The organism is Stenotrophomonas sp. GQ19 (assembly GCF_059758695.1).
In genome coordinates, this window is the sequence record NZ_JCAXES010000011.1 from 111,305 (window position 1) to 133,649 (window position 22,345).

General features: G+C 67.3%; 18 protein-coding genes. 8 read left to right on the plus strand and 10 right to left on the minus strand.

The window, feature by feature from the left end; all coding sequences use genetic code 11:
* Positions 1-72: 72 nt before the first annotated feature.
* Entirely contained in the window at positions 73-1,080 is a 1,008-nt protein-coding gene (locus AC6CHL_RS18265) for a LacI family DNA-binding transcriptional regulator (RefSeq protein ID WP_498295668.1), read from the minus strand.
* 95 nt (positions 1,081-1,175) lie between these two features.
* Between AC6CHL_RS18265 and AC6CHL_RS18270 the strand changes: the two genes are divergently transcribed.
* Genes AC6CHL_RS18270 through AC6CHL_RS18290 form a run of 5 tightly spaced genes read left to right on the plus strand, consistent with a single transcriptional unit; the run spans position 1,176 to position 5,807 of the window.
* Positions 1,176-2,228 carry a sugar phosphate isomerase/epimerase family protein gene (locus AC6CHL_RS18270; RefSeq protein ID WP_498295670.1) on the plus strand — a complete coding sequence of 351 codons (1,053 nt, stop codon included), beginning with the start codon at positions 1,176-1,178 and terminating at the stop codon, positions 2,226-2,228.
* A 26-nt stretch (positions 2,229-2,254) separates the two neighbouring features.
* On the plus strand, positions 2,255-3,472 hold the full coding sequence (locus AC6CHL_RS18275) for a nucleoside permease (RefSeq protein WP_137188852.1): 1,218 nt from the start codon (positions 2,255-2,257) through the stop codon (positions 3,470-3,472).
* Between the two features lie 12 nt (positions 3,473-3,484).
* Entirely contained in the window at positions 3,485-4,609 is a 1,125-nt protein-coding gene (locus tag AC6CHL_RS18280; protein WP_498295671.1) for a Gfo/Idh/MocA family protein, read from the plus strand.
* 19 nt (positions 4,610-4,628) lie between these two features.
* Entirely contained in the window at positions 4,629-5,492 is an 864-nt protein-coding gene (locus AC6CHL_RS18285; RefSeq protein ID WP_498295673.1) for a sugar phosphate isomerase/epimerase family protein, read from the plus strand.
* Positions 5,493-5,510: 18 nt separating this feature from the next.
* Positions 5,511-5,807, plus strand: coding sequence for a c-type cytochrome (locus AC6CHL_RS18290; protein ID WP_137188849.1), 297 nt, complete (start codon positions 5,511-5,513; stop codon positions 5,805-5,807).
* A 30-nt stretch (positions 5,808-5,837) separates the two neighbouring features.
* Here the strand turns inward: AC6CHL_RS18290 and AC6CHL_RS18295 are convergent, their stop codons facing one another.
* The 5 genes from AC6CHL_RS18295 to AC6CHL_RS18315 form a co-directional block, all read right to left on the minus strand.
* Positions 5,838-6,596 carry a 3-keto-disaccharide hydrolase gene (locus AC6CHL_RS18295; protein WP_498295674.1) on the minus strand — a complete coding sequence of 253 codons (759 nt, stop codon included), beginning with the start codon at positions 6,594-6,596 and terminating at the stop codon, positions 5,838-5,840.
* On the minus strand, positions 6,596-7,171 hold the full coding sequence (locus AC6CHL_RS18300; RefSeq protein WP_498295676.1) for a gluconate 2-dehydrogenase subunit 3 family protein: 576 nt from the start codon (positions 7,169-7,171) through the stop codon (positions 6,596-6,598). Before AC6CHL_RS18300 ends, AC6CHL_RS18295 begins: the two co-directional genes overlap by 1 nt.
* Positions 7,171-8,856, minus strand: coding sequence for a GMC oxidoreductase (locus AC6CHL_RS18305; RefSeq protein WP_038689833.1), 1,686 nt, complete (start codon positions 8,854-8,856; stop codon positions 7,171-7,173). Before AC6CHL_RS18305 ends, AC6CHL_RS18300 begins: the two co-directional genes overlap by 1 nt.
* A 30-nt stretch (positions 8,857-8,886) precedes the next feature.
* Entirely contained in the window at positions 8,887-9,783 is an 897-nt protein-coding gene (locus AC6CHL_RS18310; protein WP_498295677.1) for a hydroxypyruvate isomerase family protein, read from the minus strand.
* A gap of 384 nt (positions 9,784-10,167) precedes the next feature.
* On the minus strand, positions 10,168-10,734 hold the full coding sequence (locus AC6CHL_RS18315) for a single-stranded DNA-binding protein (protein ID WP_038689838.1): 567 nt from the start codon (positions 10,732-10,734) through the stop codon (positions 10,168-10,170).
* Between the two features lie 292 nt (positions 10,735-11,026).
* On the opposite strand from AC6CHL_RS18315, the gene AC6CHL_RS18320 reads away from it, so the two are divergent.
* A complete protein-coding gene (locus AC6CHL_RS18320) occupies positions 11,027-12,058 on the plus strand; it encodes a LacI family DNA-binding transcriptional regulator (RefSeq protein ID WP_038689848.1) in 1,032 nt (343 codons plus the stop codon).
* On the opposite strand, the gene AC6CHL_RS18325 is transcribed toward AC6CHL_RS18320, so the two are convergent.
* On the minus strand, positions 12,044-13,420 hold the full coding sequence (locus AC6CHL_RS18325) for an alpha/beta hydrolase family protein (protein WP_498295679.1): 1,377 nt from the start codon (positions 13,418-13,420) through the stop codon (positions 12,044-12,046). The two genes, AC6CHL_RS18320 and AC6CHL_RS18325, sit on opposite strands and share 15 nt — an antisense overlap.
* Before the next feature lie 209 nt (positions 13,421-13,629).
* On the opposite strand from AC6CHL_RS18325, the gene AC6CHL_RS18330 reads away from it, so the two are divergent.
* Both AC6CHL_RS18330 and AC6CHL_RS18335 read left to right on the plus strand, forming a co-directional pair.
* Positions 13,630-14,523, plus strand: coding sequence for an ABC transporter ATP-binding protein (locus AC6CHL_RS18330; protein WP_498295681.1), 894 nt, complete (start codon positions 13,630-13,632; stop codon positions 14,521-14,523).
* 13 nt (positions 14,524-14,536) lie between these two features.
* On the plus strand, positions 14,537-18,115 hold the full coding sequence (locus AC6CHL_RS18335; protein ID WP_498295683.1) for an ABC transporter permease/M1 family aminopeptidase: 3,579 nt from the start codon (positions 14,537-14,539) through the stop codon (positions 18,113-18,115).
* A 63-nt stretch (positions 18,116-18,178) separates the two neighbouring features.
* On the opposite strand, the gene AC6CHL_RS18340 is transcribed toward AC6CHL_RS18335, so the two are convergent.
* The 3 genes from AC6CHL_RS18340 to AC6CHL_RS18350 form a co-directional block, all read right to left on the minus strand.
* Positions 18,179-20,227: a hybrid sensor histidine kinase/response regulator gene (locus AC6CHL_RS18340; RefSeq protein WP_498295685.1), complete on the minus strand. Its 2,049-nt coding sequence runs from the start codon at positions 20,225-20,227 to the stop codon at positions 18,179-18,181.
* Complete coding sequence (locus tag AC6CHL_RS18345; RefSeq protein WP_280512944.1) at positions 20,217-21,728, minus strand: DUF7125 family protein; 1,512 nt, start codon at positions 21,726-21,728, stop codon at positions 20,217-20,219. Before AC6CHL_RS18345 ends, AC6CHL_RS18340 begins: the two co-directional genes overlap by 11 nt.
* A 178-nt stretch (positions 21,729-21,906) precedes the next feature.
* Complete coding sequence (locus AC6CHL_RS18350) at positions 21,907-22,287, minus strand: SseB family protein (RefSeq protein ID WP_498295687.1); 381 nt, start codon at positions 22,285-22,287, stop codon at positions 21,907-21,909.
* Positions 22,288-22,345: the final 58 nt, after the last annotated feature.

Here is a 22,345-nt window from a genome sequence, read left to right on the forward strand (position 1 = left end):
GTAGCTCCACGTGGTGCAGGTCGGAACAGCAGCCACCCATGGGGTGGCTCTACCGCGCCTGGGCCCCTGCCATTACCTGCTCACCGGCGCAGCCGTCGAGCCCCGCACCATCAAGCTGAATTCCAGGGTCTGCTGAAGCGGCACATCAACACGTTCGATGATGGCAAGCAGCAGGTGGACCGCGCGGGCGCCGATCTCCCGCATGGGTTGCCGGATGGTCGTCAACGGGGGCGTGAGGTAACGCGACGACGCCAGGTCGTCGAAGCCGACGACGGACAGGTCATCGGGCACGCCGATGCCCAGATCCCGGCAGGCCGCCAGCACGCCCAGCGCCATCTGGTCGCTGAAGCAGAACACCGCCGTCGGCACCGACGCGCGGGCCAGCAGTTCCATCCCGGCCGCATGGCCGGACTCCACCGAGAAGTCACCCGGCACAACGCTCAGGTGACGCAGGCGACCGCGCGCCTTGCCGGCGGCCCGAACCCCTTCCAGCCGTTGCTGGTGCAGGGGATTGTCCGGCGGCCCGCCGACCACGGCGATGCGTTCGTGTCCCAGGCCATACAAGTGGTCCATCACCGCGCGCGCGGCAGCCGCGTTGTCGATGTGGACGCTGGGAATGCCCAGCGCGGGATCGAACTCGCAGCCGTTGACCACCGGCGCGGCACTGCCCTGCTGCTGGACGATGTCACGTGCCGTAGGCGGGAGGCGATGCCCCAGCACGATCAGACCGTCGGCCTCGTTGCGCCGGAGCATCTGCGCGTAGCGTTCCTCGCGCTCGGGCAGGTTCTGGGTATCGCCCAACAGCACGGCGTAGCCAACGGCCTGCGCCGCGTCCTCCGCGCCCTGCAGGATCTGGGCGAAGAACGGGTTGGCGATGTCCGGCACGGTGACCAGTATCTTGCCGCTGCGCTGGGTCTTGAGCGTTCTGGCCACCGTGTTGGGGACATAGCCCAGCGCGGCGGCCGCCTGCTCGATGCGCGCGCGCGTGGCCGGCAGCACTTTCTCCGGCCGGGACAGCGCCCGCGACACCGTGCCGGCCGAGACGCCGACGTGCTTTGCAATGTCGTAGATGGTGGCCATGGGGTTACCTCTTCCTTCCGCTGTGCAGTGCACAACGGCTCTTTCGAATGCCCCTGCTAGGATAATGCAATCGATTGCATCGAGGGCGAATCCTCTTGAAAACGCTCAAGGGTCCAGCGCTGTTCCTGGCGCAGTTCATCGGCGACACACCTCCTTTTGATCGGCTGGACACGCTGGCCGGCTGGGCCGCGGGGCTGGGCTATTCTGGCGTACAAGTACCGACCAGCGCGCCCCACCTGTTCGATCTGGCCGAGGCGGCGCGCAGCCAGGCCTACTGCGACGACGTCGCCGGCATGCTGGCCGGGCATGGCCTGCAGATCACCGAGCTGTCCACCCACCTGCAGGGGCAGCTGGTTGCCGTCCATCCGGCCTATGACAGCCTGTTCGACGGCTTCGCGCCGCCGGACAAGCGCGGCGATCCGGCCGCCCGCCAGGCCTGGGCGGTGGAACAGCTGCTGCTGGCGGCCAAGGCCAGCCAGCGCCTGGGCCTGACGGCGCATGCCACCTTCTCCGGCGCACTGGCGTGGCCCTACTTCTATCCCTGGCCGCAACGCCCGTCCGGACTGGTGGAAGAAGCCTTCGTCGAACTCGGCCGCCGCTGGCGCCCCATCCTGGATGCGTTCGACGCCTGCGGTGTGGATCTGTGTTTCGAGATTCACCCGGGCGAGGACCTGCATGACGGCGCGACCTTCGAGCGCTTTCTCGACGTGGTGGACCACCATCCCCGCGCAAAGATCCTGTACGACCCCAGCCATCTGCTGCTGCAGCAGATGGACTACCTCGGCTTCATCGACCGCTACCACGCGCGCATCGGCATCTTCCACGTCAAGGACGCGGAGTATCACCCCAGCGCGCGCAGTGGGGTGTATGGCGGCTACCAGGACTGGATCGATCGTCCGGGCCGGTTCCGCTCGCTCGGCGATGGGCAGATCGACTTCAAGGCGATCTTCTCGAAATTCGCGCAGTACGACTTCCCCGGCTGGGCGGTGCTGGAGTGGGAGTGCTGCCTGAAGCACCCGGAAGACGGTGCGCGGGAGGGCGCCGCCTTCATCCGCGACCACATCATCCACGTGACCGAGCGCGCCTTCGACGACTTTGCCGACAGCGGCACCGATCCTGGATCACTACGCCGCATGCTGGGGATCTGAGCCATCACTGCCTGGGAGGGCAAGCCATGACGCACACCATGTCGCGCTTGGGCGCGATGATGTTTCTGCAGTTCTTCATCTGGGGCGCGTGGTTCGTGACCCTGGGAACGTACCTGGTGCAGGGGCCGTTGCAGGCCAGTGCGAGCCAGGTGGCGACGGCCTTCCTCAGCCAGTCCATCGGCGCCATCGTCGCGCCGTTCCTGGTTGGCCTGATCGCCGACCGCTACTTCGCGGCGCAGCGCATCCTCGCGGTGCTGCACCTGGCCGGTGCGGTGCTGATGTGGCTGGCGTCCACGGCAACCGACTTCCGCATGTTCTTCGCCTGCGTCATGGGCTACATGCTGCTGTTCATGCCGACGCTGGCATTGGCCAACAGCGTGGCGATGCGGCACATGCAATCGCCTGAGAAACAATTCCCGCTGGTGCGGGTGGCCGGCAGCGTCGGCTGGATCGTGGCGGGCGTGCTGATCGGCTGGCTGGGCTGGGAACAGGCACACCGGCTGGAGCTGACGTTCCAGATGGCGGCGATGGCGTCGCTGGCCCTGGGCCTGTATGCATTCACCCTGCCGCACACGCCGCCGCTGGCCCAACAGCGCGATGCCGGTCTGGGGCAGATCCTGGGGCTGGATTCGCTGCGGCTGCTGAAGTCGCGCGCCTACCTGGTCTTTTTCCTGTCCTCCATCGCCATCTGCGTCCCGCTGGCGTTCTACTACAACTTCACCAACCCGTATCTCAACGATCTGGGTGTGCGCAGCGCCGCCGGCCTGCAATCGCTGGGCCAGGTGTCCGAGGTCCTGTTGATGCTGGCCATGCCGTTCCTGTTCGTGCGGCTGGGGGTCAAGACGATGCTGGCGGTGGGCATGGCCGCGTGGGTAGTGCGCTACGTCCTGTTTGCCTTTGGCGATGCAGGCGGCGGCTTCTCCCTGCTGGTGATCGGCATCGTGCTGCACGGCATCTGCTACGACTTCTTCTTCGTCACCGGGCAGATCTACACCGATGCGCATGCTGGCCCGGCCGCGCGCAGCAGCGCGCAGGGCTTCATCACCCTTGCCACGTATGGCGTGGGCATGCTGATCGGCACGTTCCTGTCCGGCGCGGTGGTGGAGCACTACACCACCGCAGCTGGCCCGGACTGGCAGAAGATCTGGCTGTTCCCGGCAGGTGTGGCGCTGGTCGTGCTGATCGCCTTCCTGCTGCTGTTCCGCGACCGGCCGGTGGTCGCGGTCGCCCCTTCCACCCCCTGAGGACCGCACCCGATGCCCAAGCTTGGAATTGCCATCGTCGGTACCGGCATGATCGGCGCCGTGCACCGTCGCGCGGCGCTGCTGGCCGGTGCGGAGATCCGTGGCGTGGCCGCCTCGTCACCGCAACGCGCCCGCGACGTGGCGCAGGCGTGGGGCGTGCCGCGTGCCTATCGGGACATCGAGGACGTGGTCGCCGACCCACAGGTGCAGGTGGTGCACGTCTGCACGCCCAACCATCTGCACCGCGGCATGGCGCAGGCCGCGCTGGAAGCGGGCAAGCACGTGATTTGCGAGAAGCCGCTGGCGACGACGCTGGAAGACGCCCAGGCCCTGGCTGCCCTGGCTGCCTCGAACGCGTTGGTCGCCACGGTGCCCTTCGTCTACCGCTACCACCCGGTGATCCGCGAGGCCCGCGCCCGCATCGCACAGGGTGAACTGGGGCCGCTGCACCTCATCCACGGCAGCTACCTGCAGGACTGGCTGCTGGACCCGGCCAGCAACAACTGGCGCGTGGACCCGGCACTGGGCGGCGTGTCGCGCGTATTCGCCGATATCGGCTCGCACTGGTGCGACCTGGTGGAATGGGTCAGCGGCGAGCGCTTCGCCGAGGTCAGCGCGGCGTTCGCCACGGTGATCGCCGAACGCAGCACCGACACCGGGCAGAGCTTCACCACGGCGGTGGCCGGCGGCGCGATGCAGGCGGTTGCGAGCGAGGACGTGGCGGCAGCGATGTTCCGGACCGGTGCAGGCACATTGGCGTCGCTCACGGTCAGCCAGGTATCGGCCGGACGCCACAATCGCCTCTGGTTCGAGATCGATGGCGCCAGGGCCAGCGTGGCGTTCAACCAGGAAGACGCCGAACGGCTGTGGATCGGCCGACCCGACCAGCGCGAGGAAGTCTTCGTGCGTGGGCCGGGCGCCGGCAGTGCCGAGCAACGCCGGCTGTCGGTGTTGCCCGCCGGGCATGCGCAGGGTTACGCCCAGTGTTTCGAGGCGTTTGTCGCCGACACCTATCGCGCCATCGAAGGCGAGCAGCCGCAAGGTCTGCCCACCTTCGAAGACGGCGTGCGCTCGGCGCTGATCGTCGACCGCGTCATTGCATCGGCCAGGACACGTGCCTGGACCACCATCGGCTGAATCCCGGGAGACCTTCTTGATGAACACCTCTGTTCGCGGAACTGCAATCCTCGCCCTGCTGCTCGCTGCCCTGCCCGCCTTCGCGCACGACATGGCCACCCCGCACAAGCCCATCGCAGTGCAGATGTACTCGCTGCGCAACGCCGGCTCGCTCGACCAGCAGTTGAAGATCGTCCATGACGCGGGCGTGGGTGCGGTGGAAACGGTGGGCACGCAGGGCGTCAGCGCCCCCGAACTCAAGCAGCTGCTGGACCGATACGCGATCAAGGCGATTTCGTCGCACGTGCCCCTGGCCGAGCTGCGCAAGGACCTGCCCGGCGTGGTGGCCTTCAACCGGTCGATCGGCAACACCACGCTGGTGGTGCCTTACCTGGATGCGAAGGACCGGCCGACAGACGCTGCAGGCTGGACCGCACTGGGCCAGGAACTGGGCCGGATCTCCAAACAGGTACGGGCTGAGGGCATGCGCCTGGCCTACCACAATCACGACTTCGAGCTGGTCGACTTCAATGGCAGGACCGGCCTGGAACTGCTGTTCGCCGCCGCCGGGCCTGACCTGCAGACCGAGCTGGATCTTGCCTGGGTGGCACGCGCCGGCTACGACCCGGCGGTGATGCTGGGCAAGTTCCGCGGCCGGCTGTTCGCCGTTCATGCCAAGGACAATGCGCCGAAGGGCCAGGCCGAAGACGAAGGCGGTTTCGCCGCGATCGGTCAGGGCGTGCTCGACTGGAACGCGATCCTGCCGGCGGCGGCGGGTTCGGGTGTGCAGTGGTACATCATCGAACACGACCAACCCCGTGATCCTGCCAAGGTCATCAAGACCGGTGCCGATTACCTGCGCGACCACCTGACCGTCAGCCTGCCCGCCCGCGCACCGCGCTAGCCCGCAAAGGAGCCCTGCTTGAAAACGACCCTGATACTGACGCTGGCCCTGTGGGCGGCAACGCATGCGCCGGCGGCGTGGTCCAAGGACGACCCCGCGGCGGGCGCGAAGCTGTACGCGAGCCACTGCACGGCCTGCCATGGCGCGGACCGTGCGGGCATGCCCGGCGCGTTCCCCGCGCTGACCGATATCGGCAAGCGGATGACGCCGGTGCAGATCAAGGAGAAGATCAGCAAGGGTGGCGGGCTGATGCCGCCCTTCTCCCACCTGTCACAGCAGGAGATCGACGACATCAGCAGTTACCTGGCGAAGTAGCAGGCCGGCACTGGCGCCGGCCCTGCGCTGTCAGAGTTCGCGTACCCAGATGTTGCGGTAGCTGACCTTGGCATCGTGCTCCTGCAGGTAGAGCGGCGCGCACCCGTGTGGCGCGTACGACGGTGCGCCGATGTACTCGGTCTTGCCCGAGAGCACGGTGTCGTCCTGCACCAGGACACCGTTGTGCAGCACGGTGATGCGCGCGGGCGAGATGAGCCCGCCGCCCGGCGAGAAGCGCGGCGCCTTCCAGAGGATGTCGTAGGCCTGCCACTGGCCCGGCGCACGTGAGGCATTCACCCGTGGCATGGCCTGCTTGTAGATCGAGCCGGCCTGGCCATTGGCGTAGGTCGGGTTGTTGTAGCTGTCCAGCACCTGCAGTTCGTAGAGCTCCTGCAGGAAGATGCCGCTGTTGCCCCGGTTCTGACCGTCGAACCCCTTCGTGTCGGTGGGCGTGCGCCACTCGACATGCAGCTGGATGTCGCAGAAGCGCTGCCGGGTGCGGATGCCCTTGCTACCCGGAACCACCGTGAGCGCGCCATCGGCCACGCGCCAGGGCACGCGCCCGCCCTGCTCCGCCTCCCAGGCAGACACATCCTTGCCGTCGAACAGCACGATCGCATCGGAAGGCGCCTTGCCCGGCGGCGCGGACACTACGGCAGGCACGGGCGTCCACACCTCGGTCCTGGTTGGATCGCGTGCGGGATCGGTATCGGCCTGCGCAAACACGGATGCGGTGGCCAGCAGGCCCGCTGCGACGTGGAGAGACCTGATCAACGGGGTACGGTTCATCAGCTGGTCCCCCAGGCGGGCGTGCCAGGCACATAGGCCAGATCGCCGTCGTAGCGACCCGGTACCGCGACGTAGCGCAGCACGTCGGTCGCGCCGACCTTCGAGGTGAAAAAGCCGAAGATGGCGAGCTGCTTGATCATCGTGAAGTAGTGCGGCATCGGTTCTCCTTCCTCGGCGGTGCCGGTCTCGGTCACGTCGACCGCGTGTTTCCTGGCCTCTGCATCCAGCGCGCGCAGGAGCTCGGTGCGGGCCTGCGGCGCAAGCGAAACGAACCGGCCGCCCGCGCGTTTGTCGATATCGGCCAGGCCGGCCCGGAACGTCGCCTGCTGCCGGGCCGTGTAGCAGTCGGTGACGAACCGCGCCATGAACAGACCGGCACCGGCGTCCTTCGCGCCCGGCGTTGCGGTGCGCGGCAGGATGGTCTCGGCGATCTCATCCAGCGTGCCTACATCGGCGTCGGAGAAAGGCGTCTTCATCCCTGCGGCGGACGCCTGCCCCTGGACGAGCGCGGGCAGGCCGATCATGGCCGCGCCGGTGGCGGCGACGATCATCTTCAGCAGTTCGCGGCGATCCATCAGAGGTTCCCCGCTTTCAGTTCGCGCACGGCGTGGTCGGCAGCGCGCGCGGTGAGTGCCATGTAGGTCAGTGAAGGATTCACGCAGGCGCTGGAGGTCATGCAGGCACCGTCGGTGACATAGACGTTGGGCGCATCCCAGACCTGGTTGTGCTGGTTCAGTACGGAGGTTCTGCGGTCACGGCCCATGCGCGCGGTCCCCATTTCGTGGATGCCCTTGCCCGGGGCGTAGTCGTTGTCGTGCATCTCCACGTCCTTCACACCGGCAGCCTCCAGCATCTCGGCGGCATCGGCGGCCATGTCCTTGCGCATCGCCTTTTCGTTCGCGCGCATGGACACGTCCATCGCCAACACCGGCAGGCCCCACTTGTCCTTGCGCTCGGCGTCCAGGCGGATCGTATTGTCGTGGTGCGGCAGCATTTCGCCGAAGCCGGTCATGCCGATGCGCCAGTCACCCGGGACGGTCAGCGCCTCCTTCAGGTCGGCACCGATGTTCAGCTCGGCGATCTCGCGTGACCACCCGTTGCGGCTGGCACCGCCCTGATAGCCAAACCCACGCAGGTAACCGCGCTTGTCCGCAGCGACGTTGCGGAAACGGGGAATGTAGAAGCCGCAGGGGCGACGGCCGAAGTAGTACTTGTCTTCGTACCCTTCGACCCGGCCGGAGGCGCCCGCGCCGAAGTGATGGTCCATCACGTTGTGCCCAAGTTCCCCGGACGAGGAGCCCAGCCCACCGTCCCAGACATCGGTCGCCGAGTTCATCAGCAGCCAGGTCGAATTGAAGGACGACGCATTGAGGAAGATGACCTTGGCCGTGTATTGGTAGGTCTGGCCCGTCTCGGCGTCGATGATCTCCACGCCGCGCGCACGCTTGCGGTCCTTGTCATAGAGCACTTCCTTGACGATCGAAAACGGCCGCAATGTCAGGTTGCCGGTCTTCATCGCCGCCGGCAGCGTCGCCGATTGGGTCGAAAAATAGGCGCCAAAAGGGCAGCCCAGGATGCACTTGTTGCGGTACTGGCAGTTGACCCGGCCCTGTTCGGGCATGGGCTGGGTGATGTTGGCAGTGCGCGAGTGGATCATATGGCGCGTTCCGCCAAAGGCTTTCCGGATCCGCGCGGCCACGTCCTTCTCGACGATGTTCAACGGGATCGGCGGCAGGAACTCGCCATCGGGCAGCACATCCAGCCCCTCCCGGGTGCCGGCGATGCCCGCGAACTTCTCCGCATGGTCGTACCACGGTGCGATGTCGGCATACCGGATCGGCCAATCCGTGGCGATGCCGTCCTTGAGGTTCGCCTCGAAATCCAGGTCGGAGAAGCGATAGCTCTGGCGGCCCCACATCAGTGACCGCCCGCCCACGTGATAGCCGCGGAACCAATCGAATCGTTTGGTCTCGGTGTAAGGCGATTCCTTTTCGTTGGCCCACATGCCTTCAAGGTTCTCGGCCAGGCCATAGTCGCGCATCAACACCGGATAGTCGGCCTTCATCGCCTGGGTGGGCCGGTTGCGGTGCGGGAAATCCCACGCCTCCTTCATCGCGTTGACGTAGTCCTTGACGTGCTCGATGTTGCGTCCGCGTTCCAGCATCAGGACCTTGAGGCCCTTCTCGGTCAGTTCCTTTGCCGCCCAACCGCCGCTGATGCCGGAGCCAACGACGATTGCGTCATAGTGATTGTCTGCCATGGGTTCTACTTCACCTGGGTGGATAGCGTTTCAGACGTCGCAGAGGCGGATCGCCTCGCGCAGCGAGCCGACGGGATCCGGCGCTACAGGCATGAACTCCTGCGCCAGATACCCATCAAAACCGGTGTCGCGGATCGCGCGACAGATGGCGGGGTAATGGAGCTCCTGCTGGTCGCCGATCTCGTGTCGGCCAGGCACGCCCGCGGTGTGGTAATGCTTGAAGTACGCGTGATGCCTGCCGATGGTGGCGATGATGTCGCCCTCCATGATCTGCATGTGGTAGATGTCGTATAGCAGGCCGAAATGATCCGAGCCGATCCGTCGGCACAACTCGACGCCCCATGCGGAGTGGTCGCACAGGTAGTCGGGATGATCGACCCGGGAGTTCAGCAGCTCCATCACCAGCACCACGCCGCGCCTCTCGGCATGCCCGAGGATGCGCTTGAGCCCTGCCTCGGCATGGGCCATGCCCTCCTGGGGGTCCATGCCGTTGCGGTTGCCGGAGAAACAGATGAGGTTGCGATAGCCGGCGTCGGCCACCAGGTCGATGTGCCGGGTATAGCGCTCGACCAGCTCCTCGTGGAACTCGCGGCCGGCAAAGCCCTTGGTCAGGCCCAGCTCCGCGCCGTTGCACATCGCGCTGTCCACGCCATGGGCCTTCAGCGTGTGCCAGTCCGCCGGCCCCACCAGATCGATGGCGGCGAACCCGATGCCCTTCACCGTCTGGCAGAGCTGGGCGATCGATTGCTGCGGGAACGTCCAGCGGGCGACGGAGTGCTTCAGGTTGCCCTTGAGCGGCGCGGTGGCTGCGAACGCGGGCAGAACGGCCGCTGCGCCGAGGCCAACGCTCCCGGCCACCGCCATGCGCAGCGCATCGCGCCGTGTGAGCCCCGGGGCCGGGTCGGGTCCGATCGAATGGATAGGCATCCACTTTCCGGCCTCCCAACCGGTATCACACGCTGACGATTCGGTTTAATGCAATCGATTGCACCATAGAGGAGCGCGTCTTTTTTTTGCAAGACGCAGTGCACTAAAACCTATGCTGCAGAGCACAAAGCGCGCGTACGTTTGGCTCGACCTTGGGGCTTACGTCGGTAGCGTCGGGCGCTGGGAGAAGCCGACCAACGGTCGGCTCTACCGGTGCGCGTGCGATCCTTCCGTGGACACAGATCCGCTTTCACGGGCGCCTGCGTTGCCCGAACCGTTGATCGGTCTGCGTTGCTCACCGTGAACAGGCGAAGACCCACAAAAAAGCCCCGTAAGAACGGGGCTTTTCTTGAAACTCTGCCGGGATGTACCGGTGAGTTTTGCTTAGAACGGAATATCGTCGTCAGCGAAGTCGTCCATCGGCGGCGCCGGCTGCTGCGGCTGCTGCTGCGGGCGCTGCTGGCCGTAACCACCGCCCTGCCCGCCCTGGCGCTGACCACCGCCACCACCACCACCACCGTACTCCTGGCGCGGGGCCTGCTGGCGCTGCGGACGCTCGCCGCCGCCGTAGTTGCCACCGGCACCGGCGCCTGCACCGCCGCCACCGCCGCCTTCACCGCGGCCGCCCAGCATCTGCATTTCGTCGGCGATGATGTCGGTGGAGTACTTCTCCACGCCATCCTGGCCGGTGTACTTGTCGTACCGCAGGCTGCCTTCGACGTAGACCGAGCTGCCCTTGCGCAGGTATTCGCCGGCGATTTCACCGAGCTTGCCGAAGAACACCACGCGGTGCCATTCGGTGCGCTCCTGCTGGTTGCCATCCTTGTCCTTGCGGACGCTGGTGGTGGCCAGGCTGATGCGGGTGATCGCCATGCCGCCTTGGGTGTACTTCACGTCCGGGTCGTTGCCGAGGTTGCCGACCAGGATGACTTTATTGATGCCGCGCGCCATAGGGTTGCTCTTCCGTTGTCCGAGGGCAGGCCGCAGTCATAACACAGCGCCGTGCGGGCTGCAGATACGCAGGGCCACCCACGGGAGAATGGGGTGGGGTCCAGAATGCCCCATCTTACCATCGCCGCCCCGCCCGCCCCCGTCAGGATTCCGGCCAGAACCCGTCGGATTCCCCCGCAGCCCAAGGCCGGCAAGGCCCGCGCCGGTCCAGCCAGGCCGCCTCCCGCCCGGCCGCGCCCACCCGCGCGGCCGCATGGCATCATGCAGGTCGTCGTTCCCGCCGTTCCCAGCAATGACCATCCGCGGCAAAGCCACCTCCCTGGACATCGCCCACCTGGCCGGGGTGTCGCAGCCGACCGTCTCGCGCGCCCTGCGCGGCAGCCCGATGGTCAACCCCGAAACCCGCGAGCGCATCCTGCGCATCGCCCGGGAGCTGAACTACAAGGTGGACAAGAACGCCTCCAGCCTGCGCCTGCGCAATGCCGGCACGCTGGCCCTGCTGTTCTTCGAAGACCCCACCAACGACGACTCGCTGATCAACCCGTTCTTCCACGCCATGCTGGGCTCGATCACCCGTGCCTGCGCGCTGCGCGGCTACGACCTGCTGGTGTCCTTTCAGCAGCTGTCCACCGACTGGCAGGCCGACTACGAAGACAGCAACAAGGCCGACGGCATCATCCTGCTCGGCTATGGCGACTACCACGAGTCACGCGAGCGGCTGCAGCGGCTGGTTGAACAGGGCACCCACTTCGTGCGCTGGGGCGCGGCCCTGCCCGACCAGCCGGGGGTCTCGATCGGCAGCGACAATTTCCAGGGCGGTTTCGACATCACCGCCCACCTGCTCGACCAGGGCTGCCAGCGCATCGCCTTCATCGGCCACGCGTCCAGCCACTACCCCGAGTTCGAGGAGCGCTACCGCGGGCATGTGGCGGCGATGGCGGCACGCGGCATCCGCGCCGAACCGGGCCTGCAGCACGACGCGATCACCACCGAGCAGGACGGGTTCGACGCCTGCCAGGCGTTGCTGGCACGCGGCGAGACAGTGGATGGCGTGTTCGCGGCCAGCGACCTGATCGCGATCGGCGCCATGCGGGCGCTGCGCGAGCACGGTCTGCGCGTGCCGCAGGATGTGGCGCTGGCCGGCTTCGACGATATCCCGCTGGCCGCATCGGTGTCGCCGCCGCTCACCACCGTGCAGCAGGACACCAAACAGGCCGGGCAGCTGCTGGTGGAAAAGCTGCTGGCGCTGATCAGCGGCGCGCCGGTGGACGGGCAGACCATTCCGGTGAAGCAGGTGCTGCGCGAGTCGTCACGGCGGCGTTGAGCGCGGCCCCGCCGCAAGCTTTGCCGCACCGTAGGACGCCGCCAACGGCCGCGCCAGGATGAAGTCCTGCATCAGCCGCAGGTAGCCGTCGGGCTGGCGGGTGGAGACGCGCTCGCCGGCCGCATCCCGTTCGAAGTCGTACATGCCGTGGTCGGCATCGGGAAACACCGCGGTCTGGATCGGGCGGCCATCGCGTTGCAGCCGGGCCAGCCGCTGCAGGGTTTGGCCGGGCGGCGCATCGCGGTCCTGCCCGGCCAGCAGCCACAACTGCGGCACGCCCAGGTGCTCCAGCACCGGCAGCGGGTCGTAGTCGGCCGGCACGCCCTCAAGCAAGCGCGGGCCGTCGACGCGCACGGTCGCTTCCGGGGTCGCCAACAGGTAGCCACTGATGTTGCCGCGCACCGCCTTGAACCACGGCAGGTGGCCGTAGCGGGCTTTGACCGACGCCATCTGCGTGAATCCGTCGGTGAAGCCGCTGCCGACAATGGCCGCCGACGCGTCGGCCACCTCCATCGCCTTGGCGGTGTCATCGGCGCTTACGCCTGCGCGTGCCATGTCATAGGCGATGGCTTCGCGATCCTCGTCCAGCGGCGATACCGCCAGCCCGAAACTGACAATGACGAAGTCGACCGGCTCAATGCGTGCGGCCAGCGGCGCCACCCACCCGCCCTGGCTGCCGCCCTGGTAGCCGAGCCGGCCGGCCCGCGCACCCGCCAGGCGGCGGGCCTGGCGTGCGGCGTGGATGGCGTCGTTGGCCAGGGTCAGGTAGTTCTGGGTGTAGCGCCCGCCCGAGTCACCGGTGCCGCGCTTGTCGTAGGCGAACACGCCGATGCCGGCGGCGGCGAATTCGCGCTGCAGCGAATAGGCCGGCAACGCGGCATCGTGCTCGGCGCCATGCACCAGCACCACGATCGGCACCTGGCTGTTGCCCGGCGGCAAGGTCAGCCGCCCGGCCAGCGTGACGCCGCCGGACACGAAGCGGGTGTCGGTCTGTACCAGTGCGATGCGCTCACCGGGCTGGCCGTCGAAGCGGATGGCCTTGCTGCCGCATGCAGGCAGCACGACCGTGTGGCCATCGGCGCGGTCAGTCCAGCCCAGCGTACTGGCCCAGCGACGGTGGCCGCGCGCATGCAGCTGCCCGGTGCGTCCGTCCGGGAACCGCCAGCGCAGCTGTTCGGCCGTTGCTCCCGGCCCGATGTCCAGACTGCCGCCATCGGCCATGCGGTAGCTGCCGACCGCGCACTGCGCGGCGGTGGCGACATCGGGCGCCGGCGCGGCGCTAGCCAGTGCGCTGCTGGCCAGCAGCGCCAACAACGCGCTCCCGCGCAGGGCCGTGCGGGTCAGGCGGAGGTGGATGGGCATGGCGCGCTCCTGCAGTGGATGGCCCAGCCTGCCTGCCCGCCTGGCCAGGCGCCAGCGCGGTGCGATGAAACCGACCTGGTCGCGATAAAGCCCGTCGTGCCGGGAGCAGAGGCCCGCCGCTCCCGACCGCACCCATGACTTACGGCGGATGTGGCCGCGCCGCTTTGCCGGGATAAGTCGTTCACCATTCAGGGGAAGGTGTCCGACGCATGCTGCAGATCCGCTCGCTGTCCAAGACCTACGCCAACGGCGTGCACGCACTCAACGGCGTCACCCTCGACATTCCGCGCGGCATGTTCGGGCTGCTCGGCCCCAACGGTGCCGGCAAATCCTCGCTGATGCGCACCCTCTCCACGCTGCAGGAAGCCGACAGCGGCAGCGTGACCCTGGAGATTCCCGGCGAGCCGGCCATCGACGTGCTGCGCGACAAGGACGCGGTGCGCCGTCGGCTGGGCTACCTGCCGCAGGACTTCGGCGTGTACCCCAAGGTCAGCGCGCTGGATCTGCTTGATCATTTCGCGGTCCTGAAGGGCCTCACCAACAAGGCCCAGCGCCGCGAAGTGGTGGAAGCCCTGCTGCAGCAGGTCAATCTGTGGGATGCCCGCAAGCGCAAGCTGGGCACGTATTCGGGCGGCATGCGCCAGCGCTTCGGCATTGCCCAGGCGTTGCTGGGCGACCCGCGGCTGGTGATCGTCGATGAACCCACCGCCGGGCTGGACCCGGAAGAGCGCAACCGGTTCCTCAACCTGCTGGCCGCCATCGGCGAGAACGTGGCGGTGATCCTGTCCACCCATATCGTCGAAGACGTCACCGACCTGTGCCCGAGCATGGCCATCATGAACAAGGGCCAGGTACTGCTGACCGGCAAGCCGAGCGATGCCATCGACGCGTTGCAGCAGCAGGTCTGGCGCAAGCAGGTGGACAGCGCCGAACTGGCCACCTACGAAGCCAACCATGTGGTGCTCTCCACCCGCCTGGTGGGCGGCCGCCCGGTGATCCACGTGCACAGCGCCAGCGACCCCGGCGACGGGTTCCAGCCGGTGGCCCCGGACCTTGAGGATGTGTATTTCCAGCGACTGCGCCTGCAGTCGCGGGCCGCCTGACCGGAGCGCGCCCATGATCACTGCCTTCTTCCGCTTCGAGCTGCGCGAGCAGCTCCGTTCCCCGCTGCTGTGGCTGCTGTCGGTGCTGTTTGCCGCGCTGGCCTTCGCGGCGGCCTCCAGCGATGCCGTGCAGATCGGCGGGGGTGCCGGCAACGTGCACAGCAACGCCCCGATCGTGATTGCCCGCTTCATGGGCATCTTCACCATGATGGGCATGCTGGTGTCCGCGCTGCTGGTGAGCAACGCGCTGCTGCGCGACTTCGAGCTGGGCACCGCCGAGCTGATCTTCGCCAGCCCGATCAAACGCCGTGACTACCTGGCGGGGCGCATCCTGGCCGCGCTGTGTGCCGGTCTGCTGTTCTACCTGATCATCGCGCTGGGCCTGCTGCTGGCCCCGTTCATGCCGTGGGTGGACCCGGCACGGATAGGCCCCACCCCGCTGCGCGCCTACGCGTGGACGTTCGCGGTGATCGTGCTGCCCAACCTGGTGTTCACCACCGCGCTGCTGGCCATGCTGGCCGCGCTGACCCGCTCGATCCTGTGGGTGTACATCGGCCTGGTGGGCTACTTCGTGCTGTACGGGGTGAGCGCCTCGCTGCTGCGCGACATCGACAACACCTGGATCGCCACGCTGGCCGAACCGCTCGGCATGCGTGCGCTGGGCCGCACCGTGCGCTACTGGGCGACCGAGCAGAGCAACACCCAGCTGCCGCAGCTGGCCGGCTATGTGCTGGCCAACCGCGCGCTGTGGCTGGGCGTGGCGGTGGCGCTGTTCGCGGCGACCTTCGCGCTGTTCCGCACCGAGCGCAGCGGCAGTGGGCGCCGGCGCTGGGGCCGCAAGCCCGTCGCGCTGGTCGCCGCCGCCACCCGCCCCACGCAGCTCACCGTGCCGCGCATCCACCCGACCTTCGGCGCCGCTACCGGCTGGCGGCAGTACCTGCGCCAGGTCCGCTTCGACACCGCCGGCGTGCTGCGCAGCGTGCCGTTCCTGGTGCTGCTGGTGCTGGGCTTGGCCAACTTCATCCCGGGCGCGCTGTCGCAGGAGACGCTGTACGGCACGCCGATCTACCCGGTCACCGCCGAAATGCTCGGCGCGCTGCAGGGCGCCTACAGCTGGCTGCTGGTGATCATCGTGCTGTTCTACGCCGGCGAGCTGGTGTGGAAGGAGCGCACCGCGCGGCTCAATGAAGTCAACGACGCCATGCCGGTGCCCAACTGGGTGCCATTGCTGGCCAAGTTCAGCGTGCTGGTGATGGTGATCGTGTGCTTCCAGGCGATTGGCGCGCTGGCCTCGATGGCGTTGCAGCTGGGCCAGGGCTACACCCACCTTGAGCCGTTGGTGTACCTCAAAACGCTGGCGCTGGGCTCGGTGTTCTACGTGCTGATGGGCGGCATGGCGCTGGTGCTGCAGGTGCTGACCAACAACAAGTTCCTCGGCTATGCGCTGCTGATCGTGGTGATGATCGGCCAGGTGGCGCTGGGGCTGCTGGACTACACCCAGAACCTCTACAACTTCGGCAACTGGCCCAACGCACCGTATTCGGACATGAACGGCTTCGGCCACTTCCTGACCGGGCAGCTGGCCTTCCAGGGCTACTGGGGGCTGTTGTTGGTGGCGCTGCTGTGCCTGGCGTCGGCGTTCTGGGTACGCGGGGTGGGCATGGGCCTGCGCCAACGCCTCGCCCTGGCCGGCCGCCGCCTGCGCGGCCCCGCCGGCGTGGGCGCGGTGGCAGCGTTGCTGGCCTTCGTCGCGGTGGGCGGCTGGCTGTACTGGAATACCAACATCCGCAATCCGTTCCTTTCCCCGGACCAGCAACGCGACCTGCAGGTGCGCTACGAGCGCGAGCTGTCCAAGTACCGCCACCTGCCGCAGCCGCGCATCACCGCGGTGGACAACCGCGTGGACCTGCACCCGGAAACCCAGTCGGTCACCATTGATGCGGATTGGACCGTGCGCAACACCCACGCCGCGCCGATCACCGATATCCATATCGCGATGGGCGATGACCGCCAGCTGGTGGCGGTGGACCTGGGCGGGCAGACGCTGGCCTTCCACGACGTGGACCTGGGCTACCGCATCTACCGCCTGGCAACGCCGCTGCAGCCGGGCGAAGAGCGCCGCGTGCACTTCCGCGTGGACCAGCACCCGAACGGCATCACCGCCGGGCAGGCGCCGACCAACCTGGTGGCCAACGGCAGCTTCTTCAACAGCCGCATGCTGCCCTCGTTCGGCTACGACGCAGGCAACGAGCTGGAGGACCGCAACGAGCGCCGCAAGCGCGGGCTGGGCGAGCCAACCCGCATGCCCAAGCTGGAGGACGAGGCCGCGCGCGCCAACACCTACATTTCCGATGATGCCGACTGGCTCGACTTCCGCACCACCATCTGCACCGCACCGGACCAGATCGCACTGGCACCCGGCTACCTGCAGGAGGAGAAGACGGTGGACGGGCGGCGCTGCTTCCGCTATGCCATGGACCGGCCGATGCTCAACTTCTACGCGTACCTGTCCGCGCGTTGGGAGGTCAAGCGCGGCACGTACAAGGACATCCCGATCGAGGTGTATTACGACCCGCGCCACGGCTACAACGTGGACCGGATGATCGAGGCGGTGCAGAAGTCGCTGGCGTACTACGAGGCCAACTTCACCCCCTACCAGCACCGCCAGGTGCGCATCATCGAGTTCCCCGGCTACCAGAGCTTCGCGCAGTCCTTCGCCAACACCATCCCCTACTCCGAGTCGATCGGCTTCATCGCCGACCTGCGTGATCCGGACAAGATCGATTACGTGTTCTATGTGACCGCGCACGAGATCGCCCACCAGTGGTGGGCGCACCAGGTGATCGGCGCCAACGTGCAGGGGGCCACGGTGCTGTCCGAGTCGCTGTCCCAGTACTCGGCACTGATGGTGATGGAGAAGGCGTACGGCCGCGCGCACATGCGCCAGTTCCTCAAGACCGAACTGGACCGCTACCTGGCCGGGCGCGGCGGCGAGCGCATCGAGGAGCTGCCGCTGGAGCGGGTGGAGAACCAGCAGTACATCCACTACGAGAAGGGTTCGCTGGTGTTCTACCGTCTGCGCGAGGAGATCGGCGAGGCCGCGCTCAACCGCGCGCTCAAGCGCTTCCTGCAGGACAAGGGCTACCAGCAGCCGCCGTACACCACCTCACGCGAGCTGCTGGGCTACATCCGCGCCGAGACGCCGGCCGACCGCCAGCAGGTGGTCACCGACCTGTTCGAGAAGATCACCCTGTACGACAACCGCCTGCTGGACGCCAAGGCGCGCAAGCGTGCCGATGGCAAGTACGAGGTCACCCTGAAGCTGCACGCCGAGAAGCGCTACGCCGACGGCGGCGGCAAGGAGACGGCCGGCACCATGGACGACTGGATCGAGGTGGGCGTATTCGCCAATGCCCCCTCGGGCAAGGAGCGCGACCAGAAGGTGCTGTACCTGCAGCGCCACCACGTCACCGAGGCGGCGCCGACGATCACCGTGGTGGTGGACGGCAAGCCGGACGAGGCCGGGTTTGATCCGTACAACAAGTTGATCGACCGGGTCAGCGATGACAACCGGCGCAAGGTGAGCCTGTAGCGCAGGGTTCTACCCGGCTGTGTCGGGTACAGCGGCAGTGGAGCAGCGGGGCAACGCCCCGCTCTACGCGAGGGAGTGCCTCACTGCCGCACTGAACTCATCGAGCAGGAACGGCTTGGCGATCATCGCCATGCCCGTCTCCAGGAACGCGGCGCGCTCCTGTGCCTTTTCCGCATAGCCGGTCATGAACAGCACCGGCAACACCGGCCGGGATTGCCGCGCGATCTCGGCCAACTGGCGGCCGTTGAGCCCGGGTAGCCCGACGTCGGTAATGAGCAGGTCGATGCCGCGCGCGGACTGCAGGATCGGGATCGCGCCATTGGCATCGCCCACCACCTCCACCTGATAGCCGAGGTCCTCCAGCACCACGGTTACCAGCATGCGCACCTGTTCGTCGTCTTCCACCACCAGGATGGACTGGCCGGCGCCCAGCGAGACCTCGGGCGCACTGACGACCGCGTCCGGCTCCGCCGCAGGCTCGGCCAGCGGGATGTAAAGCGAAATGGTGGTGCCCTGGCCGGGCACGGAGTCGATGGCGATGTGGCCACCGGACTGCTGCATGAAGCCATACACCATCGACATGCCCAGGCCGGTGCCCTTGCCGATCGGCTTGGTGGTGAAGAACGGCTCGAAGGCGCGCTCCACCACCTCCGGCGGCATGCCGGTGCCGGTGTCGGCGACCCCGACGACCGCGTAGACGCCGGCCGGTATCGTGGCCGACACGCCCTCGCCCACCCGCACCAGCGATGTGCTGAGTTCAAGCTGGCCGCCATTGGGCATTGCATCGCGTGCGTTGATCGCCAGGTTCAGCACCGCGCTTTCGAACTGGTTGGTGTCCAGCGCGGCATGCAGTGGATCGTCCGCCAGCCGGGTCTGGATGTGCACCGTTTCGCCCAGCGTGCTGCGCAGCAGGTGCTGCAGCGACCCCACCAGTTCATTGAGCTCCACCGGCTTGGAGTCCAGCGACTGCCGGCGCGAGAACGCCAGCAGGCGCTGGGTGAGGCTGGCCGCACGCTGGCTGGACGCGGTGGCGGTATCCAGGAAGCGCTCCAGGTCATCGTAGCGGCCCTTTTCCAGCCGCAGCCGTACGATGTCCAGCGCCGAGAGGATGCCGGTGAGCATGTTGTTGAAGTCGTGCGCGATACCGCCGGTAAGCTGGCCGATGGCCTCCATCTTCTGCGACTGGCGCAGCGCGGCCTCGCTGGCTTCGCGCGCGGCCATCTGCGCTTCCAGCTCACGCGTGCGCTGGGCAACCATCACCTCCAGCTGCTGGGCGTGCTGCCGGCTGACTTCCAGGGCCACCTTGGAGGCGGTGATGTCTGTGACGAACACATGGAAGCCGTCGGGGCTGCCATCGGCGCCGAAGCGCGGCGAATAGCGCACCTCCACATCGCGGCGGCGGCCATCCCGGCGCGGCCAGCTGGTCTCGAACAGCGCTTCGCGCCCGGCCAGCGCGCGCGCCATCGCCGGCTTGCGCGACTCCCAGGCCTCGGCACCGATCACCGTACTTACATGCTGGCCGATGACTTCACCGATCGGCAGGTCGAACCAGGCTTCGTAGGCCTTGTTGGCAAACCGGTAATGCAGCGAGCGGTCGATGAAGGCGATCAGCACCGGCATGGCGTCGGCGATCAGGCGCAGCTCGGCTTCGCTGCGGACCAGCGCCACGCGGCTGTCGGCCAGGGCCTGCATCTGATCGCGGACCACGTATTGCTTCTCGCGTGCACGCAGCGCGCCCTGCACCGCGCTGAGCAGCGAAATGCTGCCCAGCGGCCGGTCCAGCTCGATCACGTTGAGCGTGCGCGGCAGCAGGCCATCGGCCGGCGACCGGCGGTGCGCGCGCGGCGAGCGTAGCAGGATGAACGGCAGGTCCGACCAGGCCGGTTGCTGCGCCAGCGCCTCCACCAACGCATCGGTGCCGCTTGCGACCGCCTCTTCGGTGACCAGCACCGCCCCGGCGCACGCGTCCAACGCGTCGCCCAGTGCGGCCAGGGTCGGCGCTATCGCGGTGGCCAGCCCAGCGCTGTGCAGCACCGCGGCGATGCTCTCGGCATCGCGTCCAAACGGGGCAACGATGTGGACAACGCCCGCCCCGCCGCTGTCATCCGGCATAGGGATGGCCCAGCAACGCGCCGTTGTCGCCTACGAACTCCGGGGTGCCGGTCAGGATGCCCTTGAACTCCTTCAGCGGGCTGCTCAGCGACACCCCGCAGCCGTCTATCTTGAGTTCGCGGATGGTGTCTTCATGGCCACCGCCCCGGTTCTTGATCACCGAGACGGCCTTGCGGATGCGGCCCTGTGCCTCGAAGAAGCGGAACAGGATGACCGCATCGGCGATGTAGGACACGTTGATGTTGCCGGTGGACATGGTGCCGACCAGTCCATGCTGCGGATTGATCAGGAACGTCACCACGCCCTTCTGGTTGAGGTAGGAGAGCATCTCGTGCAGCTGCAGCATCAACTGCTTTTCCTGCGGCATCGCCGCGACATACCCGTTGAGGCTGTCGATCAACAGCACGCTGCAGCCGCGTTCCTCGACCGCGCGCTGGATGTTCCAGGAAAACTCGCCCGGCGAGATCTCCGCCGGGTCCATCTGCATGATCTCCAGACGACCGGCCTGCAGGTGCGCCTCAAGGTCCATGCCCAGTGCCTTGGCCCGGATCAGCAGCGTGCCCACGCGTTCATCGAACTCGAAGATGCAGCACTTCTCGCCCCGCTCGCAGGCGGCCCAGATGTACTGCAGGGCCACGTTGGTCTTGCCGCTGCCGGCCGGGCCGGTCAATAGCGTGCAGGTGCCGCGCAGCGGCCCCCCGCCGAGCAGGTTGTCGATCGCGGGCACGCCGCTGCTGATCGTGGTTCCCACGAACTGCTCGTGGTGCTGGGACGCGATCAGGCGCGGGAACACTTCCAGCCCACCTTCGCGGATCACCATGTCATGGTAGCCAGCGACGAAATCCACGCCGCGCAGTTTCTGCACCTGCAGCCGACGACGTGCGGCGCCAAAGTCCAGGGTCAGCCGCTCCAGCGACAGCACGCCGTGGCACAGGCTGTGCAGCTGCCCGTCGCGGTCTTCGCTGGTGGAGGTGAGGTCATCGACCAGAAACACGGTCGTACTCTTGGGCGCGAAGAACTGCTTCAGCGCCAGGATCTGGCGACGGTAGCGCAGCGAATCCTGCGCCAGCAGGCGCAGCTCGGACAGCGAGTCGAACACCACCCGGCTGGGGCGGATGCGGTCCACTTCCCCAAGGATCAGGTTGACCGTTTCATCCAGCTCGACCTCCCAGGCGTGCAGCACCGACTGCAGCCGGCCGTTGCCCAGCGCGTCCTCGGCCGAACCCAGTTCGAACAGGTGCAGCCCTTCCAGCGACCAGCCGTGTGCGCTGGCGACTTCGCGCAGCTCCTCGGCGGTCTCGGACAGGGTGATGTACAGGCAGCGCTCGCCCTTCTTGAGTCCCTGCAGCAGGAACTGCAGCGACAGCGTGGTCTTGCCGGAGCCTGGGGGGCCTTCCAGCAGGTACAGCCGCCCTTGCGGGAAGCCGCCGCGGAGGATCTGATCCAGGCCCTGGATGCCGGTGGTGACGCGGGAAGTTTGTGTCTGCATAGGTTCGCCAATTTCGACGCGGCGAGTCTAGCAACGGCTTCTGTGTAGATATTGTGTGACCGGCACCTCTCGACGAGGACCGATTAAGTAATGTCGATGCCGCGTAAAAAGCAACCGTGCCCTGCGCGTAGAGCCGGGCTCTGCCCGGCTGCCCCCCACGTAATGCCGGGCTCTGCCCGGTGGCCGTCGATCACCCAAAATCCTTCAAAATCTCCCCGATCCCCGCCGCCGACAGTTCCAGCCCCAATCGCGTCCCCGGGTTGACCACCACGCCGTAGCCGCCGGGCACCCGCTTCAACACCTCGATCATCTGCATCCGGATCGTGTGCGGCGCCTGCTGGCTGTGGAAGCCCACCCGCGACATGTCGGTGAACACAGCCACGTGCAGGACGCCCTGCTTGTCGAACAGCAACGGGTCAAACCCGCTGCCATCCGCGGTGACCAGGCTACCGGTGAGCAGCACCACCTCGGAGGCCACGAAGGCCTTCATGAACAACCCGATCGGCAACTGGCCGTCCATCGCGGACTGCAGCAGGGTTTCGATCGGCGTTTGCGGGGGCAGTTCGGTCATGGGCAACCTGTCGGGGCGTGGCGGGCCGGAATTGTACCGGTAGTGCCGGCCGCTGGCC

Coding starts and splice junctions, on each gene's coding strand:
- AC6CHL_RS18265 (WP_498295668.1), bottom strand. CDS start 1,080: ATGGCCACCATCTACGACATTGCAAAGCACGTCGGCGTCTCGGCCGGC.
- AC6CHL_RS18275 (WP_137188852.1), top strand. CDS start 2,255: ATGACGCACACCATGTCGCGCTTGGGCGCGATGATGTTTCTGCAGTTC.
- AC6CHL_RS18280 (WP_498295671.1), top strand. CDS start 3,485: ATGCCCAAGCTTGGAATTGCCATCGTCGGTACCGGCATGATCGGCGCC.
- AC6CHL_RS18285 (WP_498295673.1), top strand. CDS start 4,629: ATGAACACCTCTGTTCGCGGAACTGCAATCCTCGCCCTGCTGCTCGCT.
- AC6CHL_RS18295 (WP_498295674.1), bottom strand. CDS start 6,596: ATGAACCGTACCCCGTTGATCAGGTCTCTCCACGTCGCAGCGGGCCTG.
- AC6CHL_RS18300 (WP_498295676.1), bottom strand. CDS start 7,171: ATGGATCGCCGCGAACTGCTGAAGATGATCGTCGCCGCCACCGGCGCG.
- AC6CHL_RS18305 (WP_038689833.1), bottom strand. CDS start 8,856: ATGGCAGACAATCACTATGACGCAATCGTCGTTGGCTCCGGCATCAGC.
- AC6CHL_RS18310 (WP_498295677.1), bottom strand. CDS start 9,783: ATGCCTATCCATTCGATCGGACCCGACCCGGCCCCGGGGCTCACACGG.
- AC6CHL_RS18315 (WP_038689838.1), bottom strand. CDS start 10,734: ATGGCGCGCGGCATCAATAAAGTCATCCTGGTCGGCAACCTCGGCAAC.
- AC6CHL_RS18320 (WP_038689848.1), top strand. CDS start 11,027: ATGACCATCCGCGGCAAAGCCACCTCCCTGGACATCGCCCACCTGGCC.
- AC6CHL_RS18325 (WP_498295679.1), bottom strand. CDS start 13,420: ATGCCCATCCACCTCCGCCTGACCCGCACGGCCCTGCGCGGGAGCGCG.
- AC6CHL_RS18330 (WP_498295681.1), top strand. CDS start 13,630: ATGCTGCAGATCCGCTCGCTGTCCAAGACCTACGCCAACGGCGTGCAC.
- AC6CHL_RS18335 (WP_498295683.1), top strand. CDS start 14,537: ATGATCACTGCCTTCTTCCGCTTCGAGCTGCGCGAGCAGCTCCGTTCC.
- AC6CHL_RS18340 (WP_498295685.1), bottom strand. CDS start 20,227: ATGCCGGATGACAGCGGCGGGGCGGGCGTTGTCCACATCGTTGCCCCG.
- AC6CHL_RS18350 (WP_498295687.1), bottom strand. CDS start 22,287: ATGACCGAACTGCCCCCGCAAACGCCGATCGAAACCCTGCTGCAGTCC.